A 17,483-nucleotide genomic window follows, 5' to 3' on the forward strand; every position below is an offset into this window, starting at 1 on the left:
TAACAAAGGGTTAATGCGGGTCAGAGCCATGCCTCGGGCTGGCGCGCATAGGCGATATAGAGCGGATGTTTGGGGTGGCCGTCCTTTGTCAGCCCAAGATGCAGCAATTCCCGCCCCGAATCGCGCAGCAGCCGCGCCACCGCAGGCCCCCGGTCCATATGCGCGCCATGCGTCCCCCATGCGCAAACGATGCTGTCCGCCCAGTCCAGCGATTCGCGGATCGCCGCGTCATTACCCGGTCCCACCGGGTCCGCCTGCGCCCGCATCTGGCGCGGGTCGGTGGCGCGATAGGCAAAGATATTCACCACCCGGAACGCACCGTAACCCAAGGTCCGCGCCCGTCGCTCGCAGCGCTCCACGGTGGGGTCGTTCTGATATTCCGTCGCCGTCGAGGGGTTCAGCATCACGAACAGCACCCGCCCCCCCGGTGCCCATTCGCGGGTCAGCAGATAGCGATACCGCTCGCAATCCGAATAAACGGCGGTGGACCGGGTGGTCTCGGTCTGGTGGTGGCGTGTCAGCATCAGCGCAAGAAAAAACCCGCGGAAACCGCGGGTTTTCGCATCAATCCTGCCGGATCAGCCCTGACGGGCCTTGAAGCGGCGGTTGGTCTTGTTGATGACGTAGATGCGGCCCTTGCGGCGCACGACCTGGCAATCGCGGTGACGGCTCTTGAGCGAGCGGAGCGAGTTGCGAACCTTCATCGGTCTTCTCCTCATTCGCGGCGCTCGCGCGCCAAGGGTAAACTGAAACACCCCCGGCAATCCGGGGGCTGCGAAAAAATGGTGGGCGGTACTGGGATCGAACCAGTGGCCACTACGATGTCAACGTAGTGCTCTACCGCTGAGCTAACCGCCCCTGCCGCCACAGGGTCGCCCCTGCTTTGGTTCGCAGGTCTATACAGATACAGTTTCCGGGTTGCAAGAGGCTATCGCCACGGAAAATCCACGCTATGCTGATGCCATTGCGCCGAAAGCTCCGCCGATGGATCAGACCGCCCCCGTTTTCGACCTGCACTGTCCGCCCGACTGGACGGGAATCATCATCGCGGCCCCCCATTCCGGGCGATATTTCCCCGATTGGTTCCTGCGGGAAGCCATCTTACCGCTGCACCTTCTGCGCTCATCCGAAGATCCGTGGCTGGATTTGCTGATCGCAGGCGCGGCACGGCATGGGGCGGCGGTGCTGACGGCGCGGGTCTCGCGGGCGGTGGTCGATCTGAACCGCGCCGATTCGGACCTTGATCCGTTGCTGATTCAAGGGCTGCCGCGCCGGGTGACAGATGCGCGGGTCGCCTCGGGGCTTGGGGTGATTCCCCGCGTGGTCAGCCGGGGCCGGGCCATTTTTCCGCCTTTGCACCGCATCCCGCGTCCCGAAGCGCAGGCCCGGCTGGCGGCGCTGTGGCAGCCTTATCACGCCACGCTGGCGGCGCTGATGGCCCGAGGGCGGGCGCAGTTCGGGCGGGCCATTCTGCTGGACATCCATTCCATGCCGCATGAAGCCGTCGCCAGCCAGCCGCCCCCCATGCCGCAGGTGGTTTTAGGCAATCGTTACGGCGCCTCCGCCACAGCAGAAATCAGCGATACGGTGGCAGAAATCTTGCATGAACAGGGCTTTACCCTGCGCCACAACAATCCGTTCGCGGGGGCGCACATCCTGTCGGCACATGGCCTGCCCCGGATCGGCCAGCACGCGATTCAACTGGAGTTCGACCGCAACCTGTATCTGCAAGCCGACGGGCTGACGCCCTCGGATGGCTATGACGATTTCGCCCGGCGGCTGGATGCGGCGCTGGCCGGGATCATCGCCCGGCTGGCGCCCTCGCAGCGGCTGGCGGCGGAATAGTCAGGGCAGCTCGGCCAGAATCGCCTCTGCCGCCACGCGCGGGTCGGGGGCCTGCCAAATCGGACGACCCACCACGATATGATCCGCCCCCGCCGCAATCGCCGCCGCCGGGGTCTCGACCCGCTTCTGATCGCCCAGCGCCGCACCGGCGGGCCGCACCCCCGGCGTCACGATCAGCCGCCCCGCCGATTCGGGCAAGGCACGGATCAGCGCCGCTTCGCGCGGGCTGGCAATCACACCATCCGCCCCGGCCTCGAAAGCGCGGGCGGCACGGGTCGCCACCAGATCGGGAATATCCCCCGCCACCATCAGCCCGGCGTCCAGATCCGCCCGGTCCAGCGAGGTCAGAACCGTCACCGCAAGGATTTTCAGCCCACTGTCGCCCGCCCCTTCACGCGCGGCACGCACCACATGCGGGTCGCCATGCACCGTCAGGAAATCCAACCCGAATCGTGCGATTCCCCGCACGGCGGCTTCAACCGTGGCGCCGATGTCAAAAAACTTCATATCCAGAAAAATACGCTTGCCGTGGTCCTGTTTCAGCTCATTCGCCAGCGCCAATCCGCCGCCGGTCAGCATCCCCAGCCCGATCTTGTAAAAACCCACCGAATCGCCAAGTTTTTCGGCCAAAGCCAGACCCTGCAACGCATTCGGCACATCCAGCGCGACGATCAGACGGTCATCCATGATTTTCTCCGGCGTTAATCAGATATTCATGCCTGACCTGTAAGGCTTGCAGTCGAATCGGAACAGCCCATAATTCGCCTGCATGAAACGGAGGGTCGGATGTTACAGGAAATCGAGGCCATGACCGGGCTAAGCAGCACGCTGGTCGTGCTGGCGGTGGTGCTGTTCATCGCGGTGATGATGGCGGTGCGCATCGTGCCGCAATCGGAAAAATATGTGGTCGAACGCTTTGGACGACTGCGGGCGGTGCTTGGGCCGGGGATCAACTTTATCGTGCCGTTCATCGACCGGGTGGCGCATAAGATTTCCGTCCTGGAACGACAGTTGCCGACCAGCCGTCAGGATGCGATCACCGCCGATAACGTGCTGGTGCAGGTGGAAACCAGCGTGTTTTACCGGATTCTGGAACCGGAAAAGACCGTTTACCGCATCCGTGACATCGACGCCGCAATCACCACCACCGTTGCCGGTATCGTCCGGTCCGAGATCGGCCGGATGGAGCTGGATCAGGTCCAGTCCAACCGCGCCCAACTGATCGACCGGATCAAGGATTCGTTGGAAAATATGGTTGACGACTGGGGGATCGAGGTCACGCGGGCCGAGATTCTGGACGTGAACCTTGACGATGCAACCCGTGCCGCAATGCTGCAGCAGCTCAACGCCGAACGCGCCCGCCGCGCTGCCGTGACCGAGGCCGAGGGCAAGCGCCGCGCCGTTGAACTGGCCGCCGACGGTGATCTTTATGCCGCCGAACAGACCGCCAAAGCCAAGCGCATCCTTGCCGATGCTGAGGCCTATTCAACCGAGGCCATCGCCCGTGCCATTGCCGAAAACGGGCTGGAGGCCGCGCAATATCAGCTTGGCATCCGTCAGGTCGATGCGCTGACCCAGGTCGGACAGGGACCGGGCAAACAGGTCGTTTTGCTGCCTACCGCCGCACTGGATGCGTTCAGCGACGCCTTTGGCCTGCTGAAAGGGCGGGGGCCGAAAACATGATCTGGACGAATGGCTGGCTGTGGATCATCGCCGGGCTGGTGCTGGCAGGGCTGGAACTGATCCTGCCAGGTTACGTCTTTATCGGCGCGGCCATCGCGGTGGCGATGGTCGGGTTGCTGTTGCTGCTTGGCCTGTGGCCATGGTCACTGCCTGCCGCGCTGGTGCTGGTGGCCGTTCTGACGGCGCTGGTCTGGTGGTGGCTGCGTCGCTCTATGGGGGTGCAAAAGGGTCAGGTCCGCATCTGGGACCGCGACATCAACGACTGATGCCATTGGGATCAGAGTCTCGGGGCGAGGCCCTGTCAGGCGCGAAAATCATCGCCACCTGCGGGCCGGACCTGCTGACCTATCGCCGCGATAATTTCGACCATATCCCTTGGCCCGACCATTGGGACTTGCCCGGTGGCGGGGCCGAACCGGGCGAGGCGGCCGAAGCCTGCGCCCTGCGTGAACTGGCAGAGGAGTTCGGCCTCACCCTGCCGCCCAACCGCCTGCTGATCCGGCAGGATTATACGCCGTCCCATCAGCCGGGGCGCTATGCCGCCATGTTCACCCTCCACCTGACACGGGCCGAAATCGCCAGCATCCGCTTTGGCAATGAGGGGCAGGAATGGCAGATGATGCCAGTCACGGATTACCTGAACCATCCATGTGCCATACCGCATTTCCAGGCGCGCATCCGGGCTATACTGGATCTGCGCTAACCCTGCCAGATCGCCGCAGCCCGCCAGCCCATCAGCGCCATAACCACAACGCCCCAGCCACCCATAGCCTGCCTTGATCCGTCTGCATCCACGGCCAAACCAAGGCCAAGGCATTACGCTTGCCCCTTTCTCGCTCCTGCGTCGTCAGGCCGACGCACCACCGACGAGCGACATCCCTCTGGCGCCTGTCCAAACTCCCAAAGCCCGCCGCAGTCTGCCGATACCCCGGTTCAGCGCAGCAATACCGCCCCCTTTGAACCGAACCACACAACTGGCCTGAATGGTAAAAGGCGCGCGGTTTCAGCCAACCCCAGCAACCTGCGGATCGCATTTCCCGACACGATTTCCCGGCGCGCATCCGGGCCATGCCGGACCTGTCTGGCTATCTCTCGACCAGCCGGACCAAGGGCCGCAGCCCGTCGCCCTTGACCTGCCAACTGACCGAGAACGCCACCGTCGCAAGCGCCTCCAGCCAGAACACCAGCGACCAGCGGGCAATCACCTCACGCGGCAACCAGACCGAGGCCACCGCAATCAGCACCATACACGCCACGATCACCCAGCCGCAGATTCGATACAGGCGATTGCTGGCCCGCTTTTCCGGGGTCTTGCTGCCGCCGCGCACGAACAGCACCAGACAGAACACCGCCAGCGCCGCGAAAAACGCCACCGCACAGGCGTAATGCAACCGGCTGGCCCATGTCACCCCAAGCAGGCATTGCGCCATCGTGCAGACCACCGGCCCCGGCTCTGACGGCAGGGTCGGAATCCAGGCGACGCCCAAGATCCCCAGACTCGCAACGCGGGCGACATTGCGATCATTCAGCCACCGCGTCCCATCCGCATAGCCGCGATAGCTCCACAGAAACACCGACAGGGCGCAGAGCGTGCCGACAAAAACCTCGCGCATCGGGGAATAGTAATAGTCCGAGATCGTCGGCAACAGCCCGCCGCCGAACACCCCGGCATAGGCCAGCAAAGCCGCAGGCAGAAACAGCCCCAACTGACCGATGGCACGGCGCAACGTCAGATAAGACAGCACCAGATGGTTCTGCGCCCGCTGCCCGGCGCCGCTGGATTGATCGGCCATGATGCGCCCTCCCGACCCCAGCCTACAGCCCGCGCCAAACCCGTCAACCGGTCCGCTTGAAAGCCTGCACGGGTATCCCCATCTGCTCAGTATGACCCGCATCGCGCCGTGCCAGATTGGGCGGCGCACAGGCGGGGGCTGCAAAAGGACGCATCACATGAACATTGAAAAGTTCACCGAACGGTCACGCGGTTTCATTCAGTCCGCACAGACCATTGCCATCCGCGAAGAACAACAGCGCGTGCTGCCCGAACATCTGCTGAAGGCCCTGCTGGACGACGATCAGGGCTTTGCCAGCAACCTGATTACCCGCGCCGGGGGCGACGCCGCGGCGATTCTGTCCGCTGTTGACCGGGCGGTTGCCAAACTGCCCAAGGTCTCGGGCGGGGACGGTCAGGTTTATATCGACCCCTCGCTGGTCCGGGTTCTGGATGAGGCCGAGAAACTGGCGAAACAGGCTGGCGACAGCTATGTGCCTGCCGAGCGCATCCTGACCGCGCTGGCCGTCACCAACACCAACGCCCGCGACGCGCTGAGTGCCGGGCAGGTCACGGCGCAAAAGCTGAACGCCGCCATCAACGACATCCGCAAGGGCCGCACCGCCGACAGCGCCAGCGCCGAGGACACGATGGAGGCGCTGAGCAAATATGCCCGCGACCTGACCGAAGCCGCAGAGCAGGGGAAAATCGACCCGATCATCGGCCGGGACGAAGAAATCCGCCGCGCCATGCAGGTGCTGTCGCGCCGCACCAAGAACAACCCGGTGCTGATCGGGGAACCCGGCGTCGGCAAAACCGCAATTGCCGAAGGGCTGGCCCTGCGCATCGTCAATGGCGACGTGCCAGAGAGCCTTCGCAACAAAAAGCTGATGGCGCTGGACATGGGCGCGCTGGTCGCCGGGGCGAAATACCGGGGAGAGTTCGAGGAGCGGCTGAAAGCCATCCTGAAAGAAATTGAAAACGCCGCCGGTGAAATCATTCTGTTCATCGACGAATTGCATGTGCTGGTTGGCGCGGGCAAGACCGATGGCGCGATGGATGCCGCGAACCTCATCAAACCGGCGCTGGCGCGGGGCGAGTTGCATTGCGTTGGCGCGACCACGCTGGACGAATACCGCAAGTATATCGAAAAGGATGCTGCCCTTGCCCGCCGGTTCCAGCCGGTGCTGATTGAGGAGCCGACCGTCGAGGACACGATCAGCATTCTGCGCGGGATCAAGGAAAAATACGAGCTTCACCACGGCGTTCGCATCTCGGATGCGGCGCTGGTGGCGGCGGCGACGCTTTCGAACCGCTATATCACCGACCGCTTCCTGCCAGACAAGGCGATCGACCTTGTGGACGAGGCCGCCAGCCGGTTGCGGATGGAGGTGGACAGCAAGCCCGAAGAACTGGACGCGCTGGACCGTCAGATCCTGCAAATGCAGATCGAGGCCGAAGCCCTGAAGAAAGAGGATGACGCCGCCAGCCGCGACCGTCTGGAAAAGCTGGAAAAAGACCTGTCCAACCTTCAGGACCGCAGCAATGAAATGACCGCCCGCTGGCAGGCCGAGCGTGACAAGCTGGAAGGTTCGCGCAACCTGAAAGAGCAGCTTGACCGCGCCCGCGCCGAACTGGATCAGGCCAAGCGCGAAGGCAACCTCGCCCGCGCGGGTGAGCTGTCCTATGGCATCATTCCGGGGCTGGAAAAGCAGCTTTCGGATGCGGAAACCCAAAGCGATCTGATGGTCGAGGAGGCCGTACGCCCCGAACAGATTGCGGAGGTCGTCGAACGCTGGACCGGCATCCCCACCAGCAAGATGCTGGAGGGCGAGCGCGAGAAGCTGCTGAAAATGGAGGATGTGCTTGGCCAGCGCGTCATCGGCCAGTCCGAGGCCGTGACCGCCGTTTCCAATGCCGTCCGCCGCGCCCGCGCCGGTCTGAACGACGAAAACCGCCCGCTTGGCTCGTTCCTGTTCCTTGGCCCGACCGGCGTCGGCAAGACCGAGCTGACCAAGGCCATCGCCGGCTATATGTTCGACGATGACAGCGCCATGGTGCGGATTGATATGTCCGAGTTCATGGAAAAGCACTCGGTCTCGCGGCTGATCGGCGCACCTCCGGGCTATGTCGGCTATGATGAGGGCGGCGTGCTGACCGAAGCCGTGCGGCGGCGTCCCTATCAGGTGATCCTGTTCGATGAGGTCGAAAAGGCACACCCGGATGTGTTCAACGTGCTGTTGCAGGTGCTGGACGACGGACAACTGACCGATGGTCAGGGCCGCACGGTGGATTTCAAGCAGACGCTGATTATCCTGACCAGCAACCTTGGCTCGCAAGCCCTGTCGCGCCTGCCCGAAGGGGCCGACAGCGACGCGGCCCGCGCGCAGGTGATGGAGGCCGTCCGGGCGCATTTCCGCCCCGAGTTCCTGAACCGTCTGGACGAAATCATCATCTTTGACCGGCTCAGCCGCGAGAACATGGACGGCATCGTGAAAATCCAGCTTTTCCGGCTGGAACAACGGCTGGCACAGCGCAAGATCACGCTGGATCTGGACGCGGCAGCACTGAAATGGCTGGCGGACGAGGGTTACGACCCGGTGTTCGGCGCCCGCCCGCTGAAACGGGTGATTCAGCGCAGCCTGCAAGACCCGCTGGCCGCGTTGCTGCTGTCGGGCGAGGTTCTGGACGGCCAGACCGTCAAGGTCAGCGCCGGTGATGAAGGGCTGATCGTCGGCAATCGCATCGGCCGCGCGGGCCATAAACTTGGCGATGCGGGCAGCGGTCCGGCAACAGACCCGCACCCGATCCACTGACAGAAAAGCCCCCGGTTCGCCGGGGGCTTTTTTCTGACCCGGCTGTTATGTTCCGCCGTATCGGCCAAGGATAATCCGGCTGCTGACCGATGCAATCAGCGGCGACAGCGCAACCCGGTCGGTCAGGGCGGACAGGCTGGCCATATCGGGCAATGTGACCCAGGCGATTGCATCGACCTCACCGGAAAGGGACAGCACCGTTTCAACCCCTTCCTGCGCCGCCAGCCAGCGCAGGGCGGGATCACAGGGCCGCCCGGAAATCTGGATGGTCAGAATTGCCGAAACCAGCCCCACATGCTCTGCAATCCGGGCATGATAGCCCTGAATGATCCCCCGCTGTTCCATCGCCGCCACCCGATCCTGAACCGCCGTCCGGGACAGACCAACCTGCTGGCCGATTGCGGTGGCGCTGATCCGGGCATTTTGCGCCAGCAGGGCCAGAATACGCTTTCCGGTCCGGTCAATATCCATCGAAATACTGCAAATTGCAGGCCATTTCCGTCACTCTGCAAGGTGATCTTCAGGGGTGAATGTCATCATATAACCCCATCAGCAGGAGATGAAGATGCGCAAGATTTCCCCCCTCGATTTCACCGGCACCCGCGCATGGGATGCTTTGCCGGTCGAGACATTCACCGGCACGACAACGGTTCAGCTGCATTGGAGCGATGCGCCCTATAAATGGCACATCAACGATGGTCCCGAAGTCTTTGTGGTGCTGGACGGGATGGTTGACATGCGGACGCGCCAGAACGGCCAGACAGTCACGCACCGGCTGCAACCCGGCGATATTTTTCACGTCGGGAACGGCGATGAGCATGTCGCCCATCCCATCGGCTCCGCCCGTATTCTGGTGGTCGAACGACAAGGCAGCGTCTAGGCCACCCGATCACGGGCCGGCGCTGGGACAGATTGCACAGTCTGGGTTGTCCGGCCCCGTATTCATGCCCGACCGGAACACCCTGACGGATCGTCGTCCTAATGTGTCACCGGTGCCGGATCGTCGTCCTTGGGTGGCCTGACCTTGTAAACCACGCAATACAACGCCGGAACAAAGATCAGCGTAATCAGCGTCCCGGCGATGATCCCGCCCATCATGGCATAAGCCATCGGCCCCCAGAACACCTGCCGCGAAATCGGGATCAGCGCCAGCGAGGCGGCGGCTGCCGTCAGCAGGATCGGCCGCGCCCGGCTGTCTGACGCAACAAAAACCGCGCTCCAGTGATCATGGCCACGTTGCAGCAGAACCTGAACCTCATGCACCAGAATGACCGAGTTTCGGATCAGAATACCGATCAGCGCCAGCACCCCCAGAATGGCGACGAAACCCATCGGCACCCCAAAGGGCAGCAGCGTGGCAACCACCCCGATCAGCCCCAGCGGCGCAGCCATGAACACGATCAGCGACAGCCGGAAGGATTGCATCTGCGCCATGACCAGCACCGCCATGATCAGCAGCATGACCGGCACCACGGCCGCAATCGGGGCCTGCGATTCGCCCGAGGTCTCGACCGTGCCGCCAACGACGATCTGCACATTCGGCGGCAGGCTGGCGGCATAATCCGCCACCCGCTCCGCCATGGCGGCGACCAGCGTCGCGGGCTGATCATTGCTGGCGATGGCGGCCTTGACCGTAACCGTCGGCAGCCCGTCGCGCTGGATCACAAGGGGCTGCTCGGTGTCGAACTCGACCCGCGCCAGGCTCGCCAGCGGGATCGGCGTCCCGGTCGGGGTCGCCAGTTGCAGGTTGCTGACGGCCTCCAGTGATTGCCGGTCGGCCTGATCGCCACGCGCAATCACGTTAATCAGGAAAATCCCGTCACGAATCTGCGTCACCGTCGTGCCTGACAGCATCGCATTCAGCGCCCCGGCAATATCGGTGCTGGTGATGCCCAGTTGCCGGGCCTTGTCCTGGTCGATCTGGATGCGCAGCACCCGCGCCGGTTCATTCCAGTCCAGTGCGATGTCGCGCAGGCGCGGCTCGGTTGCCAGAACCTGCTCCAGCCCCAGCGCCGCATCGCGGGCCACATCCAGATCGGGCGAGGAGACGCGGTATTGCACCGGCTTGCCCACCGGCGGGCCGATTTCAAGGTTCTTCACATAAAGATCGACGCCGGGGAAATGGTCATGGGCAATCTGGTTCAGACGTGCCTTCAGCCGGTCACGGGCGGCCAGATCCGGGGTCTGAATGACGATCTGGCCCATATGCGGCCCCGGCGTCGGCACATCCATCGACAACACGAAACGCGGCGCACCCCGGCCCACATAAGAGGTCCAGAACAGCGCGTCGTCGTCGCCCTGCAAATAGGCCTCCAGCCGGTCCATGTCGTCGCGGGTGCGGGTGATGCTGACGTTCTGGCGTTCGTTGACATCGACAATGATTTCCGTCCGGTCCGAGGTCGGAAAGAACTGCTGCTCGACAAAGCGCATCCCCCAGACGGACACCACAAAAATCAGCATGGTCACGGCCACGGTCGCCCATTTGAACCGCATCCCGACCCGCAGCAGGCGATGGAAACTGCGCCGCAGCCAGCCGGGTTCGGCGCTGTGATGCTTCATCGTCTGCGGCAGCAGCGCCACCCCCAGAATCGGCGCGAACAACACCGCAACGATCCACGAAATCACCAACGACACGGCAATGACGACAAACAGGGAAAAGGTGAACTCGCCCGCAGCCGAGTTGTTCAGCCCGATGGGAATGAACCCCGCCACCGTCACCAGCGTGCCAGTCAGCATCGGAAAGGCAATCGAGGTCCAGGCATAGCTGGCGGCCTCGGTGATATTCTCGCCCAGCTCAAGCCGCGAAATCATGGTTTCAATGGCGATCATCGCATCATCGACCAGCAGGCCCAGCGCGATAATCAGCGCGCCAAGGCTGATCCGTTGCAAGGTGATGCCGTAGAGGTCCAGAATCACAAAGGTAATCGCCAGCACCAGCGGAATGGTCAGCGTCACCACGAACCCCGCCCGCAGGCCAAGGCTGATAAAGCTGACGATCAGCACGATCACCACCGCTTCGATCAGCGCGGTGATGAAATGGCCCACCGCATCCTTGACCACATGCGGCTGATCGGCAAACTTGTGCATCTGGATACCGGCAGGCAGATCAGCGGCAACACGATCCATCAGCGCGTCCAGATCCTTGCCGAACTCAAGGATATTGCCGCCTTCGCGCATCCCGATTTGCAGGCCGATGGCCTCTTGTCCCTTATAGCGGAACAGGCTTTGCGGCGGGTCTTGATAGCCGCGCCGGACGGTCGCCACATCGGCCACGTTAAAGAACCGGTCCCCGATCCGCAGGTTCACGGCGGCGATGGATGCGGCATCGTCGAACTGGCCGCCAACCCGGACAAAGACCCGTTCCGGCCCGGCCTGCACCACACCCGACGAGGCAATCGCGTTCTGCGCCGCCAGCGTATTCATCACCTGCGCCTGATTCAGCCCCAGCGCCGCCAGCCGGGTCGAGGAAAACTCAAGATAGATTTCCTCTTTCTGCTCACCCAGCAATTCGGTCTTGCCCGAGGCAGGCAGGGCCTGAACCTGCTTGCGGATGCTTTCCACCCGGTCGCGCAGCTCGCGCTGGGAAAAGCCGTCAGCGGTAAAGGCATAGATATTGCCGAACACATCCCCGAAATTGTCATTAAACTGAAAGCCCGCGAACTCTTGCGGGAAATCGCCGCGAATATCGCCCATCATGTTGCGCACCTGCTTCCAGACCTCTGGCACCTCAGGACCACGCACAGTCGGCAGCAGCTCCAGATAAACGACCGAGGTGCCGGGCATGGTCACGGATCGGGTGAATTTCAGTTCATCCAGCTCCTCCAGCTTGGTTTCGATGCGGGTCGTAACCTGATTCAGCGTTTCATCAATGGTCGCGCCAGGTAAGGCGGCACTGATAACCATGATTTTGATGGTAAAATTCGGGTCTTCCTCGCGGCCAAGGTTGTTATAGCTGATCGCCCCGGCAATCATGCTGATAATCAGCAGGAACCAGACGAAACTGCGGTGATGCAAGGCCCAGTCTGACAGGTTGAAGCGGTTGATCTTCATGGTTTGACGCTCCTGCCGACAGGTTGGCCTTCGGTCAGCGAATTGACGCCGCGGGTGACGATTTCTTCGCCCGCACTCAGCCCGCTGGCGACGGTGACGCGGCCTTCGATGCTGGCCCCCAGCGTCACCGGGCGGGCCGATACGGTGGCGGTGTCATCGTTGCGGGTGACAATCCACAGATACGGTTCATCGGGGTTACCAGCGATAGCCTGCTGCGGCACGGTCAGCACCTCGGCGCCCTCGCTGGCCAGCCTGGCACGGATCAGCGCCCCCAGCCGGAACGCCTGCGGATCATCCAGCCGCAGGTGCAGCCGCCGGGTGCGGGTCGCGGCATCGGCCATCGGGTCAATCTGGCGCAGGACCGCACCAACCTCATACGGGGCTTGCTCGCCGCTGCTATAAACGACAAAGCGGCTGCCCTCGGCCAGCGCGGCAAGGGCGGAATCGGGCAAGTCGATCACCGCTTCGCGCTCGTTCTCATCGGACAGTTGCAGCACGGGTTCACCAGCACTGACCACCGCGCCGGGGTTCTGGAATGTGGCGCTGATCACCCCGTCGAAGGGTGCACGCATCACCGCGAAACTGGCCGCATCGCGGGCGCGGATCAGTTGCGATTGTGCCTGATCGGCGGCGGCGCGGGCGCTGGCAAGGCCGCGTTCTGCCTGCTCAAGCTGTGCCTGACTGGCGACATTGCGGGCGGCCAGCGCACGGGTGCGGCTGGCCGTCGCCTCAGCGGTGGCAAGCTGTGTCCGGGCCGATTCCACGGCGGCCTCGGCGGCGCGAACGTCACTGTCCAGATCATCCGGGTTCAGTTCGGCCAGCAGATCACCCGTCGCCACCCGGTCGCCCAGATCCACCGGACGCGAGATCAGCCGCCCCAGCGTCTGAAACCCCAGCGCGACCTCGACCCGCGCCGCGATCACGCCGGGAACGGAACGGGCAGCCGGGTCGGTGAGTGCGACAATCTCGCTGACGACCGGCGGCGGCGGAAGCGGCGCGGCAGGTTTCTCACCCCCGCCCCAAGGCAGGGAAATCGCGCCGGAAACCGCAGGGAACAGCGCCAGAACGGCAGCAAAAATCAGGGTTCTGTTCATGGGCGGGCCTCTGGCATGGTGGTCGCGGTGGCGGCAATGTCGATCACCTGACGGCCCGGATAGATCAGTTGCGCACCGGCGGCGATGACCTTCTGACCGGGTTCCACCCCCGCGCCAATCACGATGTCCCCGGTGGTATAGCGCAGCACCTCAATCGGGGCGATCTGCGCACCACCCTGTTCGTCCAGCACCCAGACAGCAGGCTGGTCGCCCGTCTTGGCCAGCGCCGACCACGGCACCGCCAACCCCTCACCGGCAGGCATCTGCACCTGCCCCAGCACCGCCGCACCCAGCATCCCGGCATCGCGGGGCGCATCCTCGTCGATCAGCACCTTGATCGTCACCGAGCCGGTCTGCGGCCCGACCAGAGGCGAGATTTCCGTCACCTGCCCCCGCAGCCCCGGCCCGTCCATATCCAGCAGGGTCATATTCACCGGCATGCCCATCGCCTGATCCAGATGTTGCCGGTCGGGGCTTTGGAACACGGCCTCCAGCGGATGCAGGCTGGCCACCGACAGCGCGGTTTGCGCGGCCCCCATGATCTGCCCCGGCTCGACCGAGCGGGCGGTGATCACACCATCGACAGGTGCGGTCAGGATGGCATCCTCGACCGCGCGCTGCGCCTGTTCGACGCCGGTGCGGGCGCGCTCCAAGGCACCTTCGGCCGAGCTGAGCGCCTCATTCGCGGCATCGCGGGCGGCGCGGGTGCCGACGCCACGGGCCAGCATGGCGCGGGCGCGTTCGGCGGCCTGCGCGGCCTGATCCTGCGTGGCCTGCGCCGAGGCCTGCGCCGCCTCTGCGACCCGCAGCGCCTGTTCCTGTTGCAACGCATCCACCCGCGCCAGCGCCTGCCCCGTCACCACCCGGTCGCCGGCAGAAACCAGCACTTCGGTCACACGCCCGCCCTGCCGGAAGCCAAGGTCCACACTGTCACGCGATTCGATACTGCCGGTCAGGGACAGATCGAAACTCAGCGGGCGTTTCTCGACCTCGACCAGTTGCACGGGCAAAGGCACATCCGCCAATGCGGGCAAGGCCAGCACAACCAGAGCAGCAGCAAGACTGAAACGCAGGCGCATCGGCAGATTCCTTTCGCTTGTCCCACAGTTTTTGCGGCAATCCGCTGCGAAAGGAAAGCCTGCGCAGGTTATCCCGACCTTACGTCATCAGATGTTGACCTGGCAACCGCAGCCTGTGGCGGAATCCGGGCAAGCTGCACCATCAGGATGCCCGCCGCAATCACCGCCGCACCAATGGCGTCGGACAGGCCGAACCGTTCCCCCAGCAAGGCGGCGGCGATAGCCACGCCGAAGAACGGCGACAGAAAGTGAAACGTCGCCGCACGCACCGCGCCGATGCGCGTTACCAGCCGGAACCAGACGAAAGTTGCCGCGATCCCCGGCACCAGCACCGTATAAAGGAACGCCGTCACCAGCCGCGGCGACCAGTCCACAGCCGCAGGCCATTCGGTCAGCGCCGCCACCGGCAGCAGCGCCGCCGCGCCCACGCCCATTTGTAACCCTACGATCATCAGCACATTGCGCCCGCCGCCCGCACCACGCATCGCCAGCGTTGCCGCCGTCAGCGCGATCACGCCGCCAATCGCCAGAATCAGCCCGATCAGGTCCAGCCCGTGCGAGATCCGCACGCTCATAATCACCGCCACGCCGATCATGCCAAGAATCAGCCCGGCAAAAGCCATCGGGCGCAGCGGCTCACGCAGGACCAGCCAGCCGAACAGCGCCACCAGCAGCGGCATGGTCGAGGCCACGATGGACGAGGCCGACGCCTCGATCCGCTGCATCGCCAGCCAGCTCAACCCCAGATACAGCGCGTTCTGGCAGATGCCGAACACCACCACCGCCCGCCATTCGCCCCGCGTCAGCCGCCAGCTTTGCCCCATCAGCCGCGCCAGCCCCACGGCAATCACTGCCGACAGGGCAAAGCGGATCACCAGCGCCGTCAGCGGTGGTGCCGCCAGAACAATCATCCGCGTCGAGGTAAAGGCCGAGGCCCACATGGCCGCAAAAGCGACCCCCATCACGATTGCCCGAATATCCACCGCATCCCCCCTGACATCGGGCCAGCGTGGAAGCACCAGCCCGGACGGTCAACTGCGCCTGTCGCAACCCTGCCATGCGCAAGACACAACAATGCAAAAGGCCGCCCCAAAGGACGGCCCCCGCAACTGTCTGTCAGGCCCGGAAAGGCCCGCACAGAAATCAGCCGTTCACGCTGTCTTTCAGCGCCTTGGCGATGGTGACTTTCACCACTTTATCAGCCGGCTTGGTCATCATTTCCTGGGTCTGCGGGTTGCGGACCTGACGCTCGGGGCGTGCGCGGCAGCCGATTTTACCGACGCCGGGAATAGTCAGCGCGCCGCCTTCCGAGACGGTGCGGGTGATAACAGCGGCAACCGCATCCAGCGCGGCAGCAGCGGTTTTCTTGTCCGACTGCATTGCTTCGGCCAGTTCGGCAACGAATTGGGTCTTGGTCAGCGGCTTGACGGCAGGCGTAGCGGCCATGGTCTGTCTCCTCGGTGGTTTCCCGTCTTGCGGGCATTATTATCCGCCGTTGTCACGGCAATGCGACTGCTGAACATGGTTTCGGAGGCTTTTCAAGTATTTTCCGCATGAAACAGTCGGATTCCCCCACGTCCTGCCCCCCAACCGGCTGGTTTCCGCCCTAAAGAAAGGCCGTTTCGCTGAAACTGCGCAGCTTTCGGCTGTGGATACGCTCCAGCGGCATGTCGCGCAGCTTCTCCATCGCGCGGATACCGATTTGCAGATGGCGGGCGACCTGGGTGCGGTAAAAATCATTCGCCATGCCGGGCAGCTTCAATTCGCCGTGCAAGGGCTTATCGCTGATGCAAAGCAGCGTTCCATAGGGAACCCGGAACCGGAATCCGTTGGCGGCAATGGTGGCGCTTTCCATGTCCAGACCAATGGCACGGGACTGCGACAACCGCTTGACCGGGCCGGACTGGTCGCGCAATTCCCAGTTGCGATTGTCGATGGTGGCAACGGTGCCGGTGCGCATGATGCGCTTCAGCTCATAACCCTCCAGTTGTGTGATTTCGGCAACAGAATCCTGTAAGGCGACCTGCACCTCGGCCAGCGCCGGGATCGGCACCCAAACGGGCAGGTCGTCATCCAGAACGTGATCCTCGCGCAGATAGGCATGGGCCAGCACGAAATCACCCAGAGATTGCGAATTGCGCAGCCCCGCGCAATGGCCGACCATCAGCCAGACATGCGGGCGCAGCACGGCGATGTGGTCGGTGATGGTCTTGGCGTTGGATGGCCCCACACCGATATTCACCAGCGTAATCCCCTGCCCGTCGGCACGTTTCAGGTGATAGGCGGGCATCTGCGGCATTTTCAGCAGCGGCTCGATAGCCGCATCGCTGGTCGTGATCTCATGGTTTCCCGGCGCGACAAAGCCGGTATAGCCCGATGCCGGATCGGCCAGCGCCTGCCGGGCAAAGGCTTCGAACTCATCGACATAGAACTGATAATTGGTGAACAGCACAAAGTTCTGGAAATGCTCGGGCAAGGTGGCGGTATAATGCGCCAGCCGCGCCAGCGAGTAATCCACACGCTGCGCCGTGAACGGGGCCAGATAGCGGATACCGTCAATATCTTCGGCAAAGCCGTTCACGATATCATCGTTCATCGTGTTCAGGTCCGGCACGTCGAACACATCGCGCAGGGAATAGGACAGGACGCCTTCCTGCGGAACCGCCAGATCAGATTGCGAGGCCACGGCGAAATGAATCGGGATCGGGGTCTCGCTGTCACCGACCACCACCGGCACATCATGGTTGCGGATCAGCAAACCGACCTGCTGAATCAGATAGTTACGGAACAGGTCGGGCCGGGTAATTGTCGAGGAATAAGTGCCGGGGTTCACCACATGCCCATAGGACAGGCGCGAATCAGTCTGGCTGTGGCGCGTCGTGGTCAGGCGCAATTCCGGGTAAAAGGCGCGATAACGGGCATCCGGCCTGCGCCCGTCCATCGTCCCGGTGAACCGATCCAGCAGAAACCGGGTCGAGCGGTCATACAGTGCGATCAGCCGGTCAACGGCGGCTTCGGCATGGTCAAAGCTTTGGCGGTCCACATGATCCGGGGTCTCGACGGGCAGAAATCGGCTGTCCTGAGGCATCTTGTCGCTCTCCTCTTTGGCGGACCATGCCACCACGGGGGGGGGGCTGGCAAGCAG

The 17,483-nt window shown here is 63.5% G+C and carries 17 protein-coding genes and 1 tRNA gene; 6 read left to right on the forward strand and 12 right to left on the reverse strand.

Translation table 11 applies throughout. The features are described 5' to 3' along the window. Positions 1 to 20: 20 nt before the first annotated feature. The 3 genes from Q4G24_RS04990 to Q4G24_RS05000 all read right to left on the reverse strand — a co-directional run bounded on the left by Q4G24_RS04990 (position 21) and on the right by Q4G24_RS05000 (position 858). Positions 21 to 524 carry a DUF1643 domain-containing protein gene (locus Q4G24_RS04990; RefSeq protein ID WP_303365408.1) on the reverse strand — a complete coding sequence of 168 codons (504 nt, stop codon included), beginning with the start codon at positions 522 to 524 and terminating at the stop codon, positions 21 to 23. 54 nt (positions 525 to 578) lie between these two features. Further along, positions 579 to 704 (reverse strand): type B 50S ribosomal protein L36, encoded by a 126-nt coding sequence (gene ykgO / locus Q4G24_RS04995; RefSeq protein WP_042245282.1) that lies wholly within the window; start codon positions 702 to 704, stop codon positions 579 to 581. A 79-nt stretch (positions 705 to 783) separates the two neighbouring features. After that, positions 784 to 858 (reverse strand) — tRNA-Val (locus Q4G24_RS05000). A 126-nt stretch (positions 859 to 984) separates the two neighbouring features. On the opposite strand from Q4G24_RS05000, the gene Q4G24_RS05005 reads away from it, so the two are divergent. Next, positions 985 to 1,845 carry an N-formylglutamate amidohydrolase gene (locus tag Q4G24_RS05005; protein ID WP_303365409.1) on the forward strand — a complete coding sequence of 287 codons (861 nt, stop codon included), beginning with the start codon at positions 985 to 987 and terminating at the stop codon, positions 1,843 to 1,845. Here Q4G24_RS05005 and pyrF read toward each other — a convergent pair whose 3' ends face one another. After that, positions 1,846 to 2,532: an orotidine-5'-phosphate decarboxylase gene (pyrF, locus tag Q4G24_RS05010; RefSeq protein WP_303365410.1), complete on the reverse strand. Its 687-nt coding sequence runs from the start codon at positions 2,530 to 2,532 to the stop codon at positions 1,846 to 1,848. A gap of 99 nt (positions 2,533 to 2,631) precedes the next feature. Here pyrF and Q4G24_RS05015 point away from each other — a divergent pair, with 99 nt between their 5' ends. Genes Q4G24_RS05015 through Q4G24_RS05025 form a run of 3 tightly spaced genes read left to right on the forward strand, consistent with a single transcriptional unit; the run spans position 2,632 to position 4,231 of the window. Further along, positions 2,632 to 3,528 carry an SPFH domain-containing protein gene (locus Q4G24_RS05015; RefSeq protein WP_303365411.1) on the forward strand — a complete coding sequence of 299 codons (897 nt, stop codon included), beginning with the start codon at positions 2,632 to 2,634 and terminating at the stop codon, positions 3,526 to 3,528. Next, on the forward strand, positions 3,525 to 3,794 hold the full coding sequence (locus tag Q4G24_RS05020; protein ID WP_303365412.1) for an NfeD family protein: 270 nt from the start codon (positions 3,525 to 3,527) through the stop codon (positions 3,792 to 3,794). Before Q4G24_RS05015 ends, Q4G24_RS05020 begins: the two co-directional genes overlap by 4 nt. Beyond that, positions 3,794 to 4,231 carry an NUDIX hydrolase gene (locus Q4G24_RS05025; protein WP_303365413.1) on the forward strand — a complete coding sequence of 146 codons (438 nt, stop codon included), beginning with the start codon at positions 3,794 to 3,796 and terminating at the stop codon, positions 4,229 to 4,231. The genes Q4G24_RS05020 and Q4G24_RS05025 overlap by 1 nt, the downstream gene beginning before the upstream one ends. Positions 4,232 to 4,613: 382 nt before the next feature. Here the strand turns inward: Q4G24_RS05025 and Q4G24_RS05030 are convergent, their stop codons facing one another. Then, entirely contained in the window at positions 4,614 to 5,321 is a 708-nt protein-coding gene (locus Q4G24_RS05030; RefSeq protein ID WP_303365414.1) for a hypothetical protein, read from the reverse strand. 157 nt (positions 5,322 to 5,478) lie between these two features. On the opposite strand from Q4G24_RS05030, the gene clpB reads away from it, so the two are divergent. After that, positions 5,479 to 8,115, forward strand: coding sequence for an ATP-dependent chaperone ClpB (clpB, locus tag Q4G24_RS05035; RefSeq protein ID WP_303365415.1), 2,637 nt, complete (start codon positions 5,479 to 5,481; stop codon positions 8,113 to 8,115). A gap of 45 nt (positions 8,116 to 8,160) precedes the next feature. Here clpB and Q4G24_RS05040 read toward each other — a convergent pair whose 3' ends face one another. After that, positions 8,161 to 8,586, reverse strand: coding sequence for an Lrp/AsnC family transcriptional regulator (locus Q4G24_RS05040; RefSeq protein ID WP_303365416.1), 426 nt, complete (start codon positions 8,584 to 8,586; stop codon positions 8,161 to 8,163). A gap of 94 nt (positions 8,587 to 8,680) precedes the next feature. Between Q4G24_RS05040 and Q4G24_RS05045 the strand changes: the two genes are divergently transcribed. Next, the gene (locus tag Q4G24_RS05045) at positions 8,681 to 8,995 is read left to right on the forward strand and encodes a cupin (RefSeq protein ID WP_303365417.1); all 315 of its coding nucleotides are present in this window, start codon (positions 8,681 to 8,683) and stop codon (positions 8,993 to 8,995) included. 98 nt (positions 8,996 to 9,093) lie between these two features. Here the strand turns inward: Q4G24_RS05045 and Q4G24_RS05050 are convergent, their stop codons facing one another. The 6 genes from Q4G24_RS05050 to Q4G24_RS05075 all read right to left on the reverse strand — a co-directional run bounded on the left by Q4G24_RS05050 (position 9,094) and on the right by Q4G24_RS05075 (position 17,426). Further along, positions 9,094 to 12,165, reverse strand: a complete 3,072-nt coding sequence (locus Q4G24_RS05050; protein ID WP_303365418.1) for an efflux RND transporter permease subunit — start codon at positions 12,163 to 12,165, stop codon at positions 9,094 to 9,096. Next, on the reverse strand, positions 12,162 to 13,259 hold the full coding sequence (locus tag Q4G24_RS05055; protein ID WP_303365419.1) for an efflux RND transporter periplasmic adaptor subunit: 1,098 nt from the start codon (positions 13,257 to 13,259) through the stop codon (positions 12,162 to 12,164). Before Q4G24_RS05055 ends, Q4G24_RS05050 begins: the two co-directional genes overlap by 4 nt. Beyond that, entirely contained in the window at positions 13,256 to 14,338 is a 1,083-nt protein-coding gene (locus Q4G24_RS05060; RefSeq protein WP_303365420.1) for an efflux RND transporter periplasmic adaptor subunit, read from the reverse strand. Before Q4G24_RS05060 ends, Q4G24_RS05055 begins: the two co-directional genes overlap by 4 nt. A gap of 68 nt (positions 14,339 to 14,406) precedes the next feature. Beyond that, positions 14,407 to 15,321 carry a DMT family transporter gene (locus tag Q4G24_RS05065; protein ID WP_303365421.1) on the reverse strand — a complete coding sequence of 305 codons (915 nt, stop codon included), beginning with the start codon at positions 15,319 to 15,321 and terminating at the stop codon, positions 14,407 to 14,409. A 160-nt stretch (positions 15,322 to 15,481) separates the two neighbouring features. Then, a complete protein-coding gene (locus Q4G24_RS05070) occupies positions 15,482 to 15,784 on the reverse strand; it encodes an HU family DNA-binding protein (RefSeq protein ID WP_303365422.1) in 303 nt (100 codons plus the stop codon). Between the two features lie 160 nt (positions 15,785 to 15,944). Then, complete coding sequence (locus tag Q4G24_RS05075; RefSeq protein ID WP_303365423.1) at positions 15,945 to 17,426, reverse strand: AMP nucleosidase; 1,482 nt, start codon at positions 17,424 to 17,426, stop codon at positions 15,945 to 15,947. Positions 17,427 to 17,483 lie beyond the last annotated feature (57 nt).

Source organism: Paracoccus sp. (in: a-proteobacteria) (assembly GCF_030538695.1).
GTDB lineage: Bacteria > Pseudomonadota > Alphaproteobacteria > Rhodobacterales > Rhodobacteraceae > Paracoccus.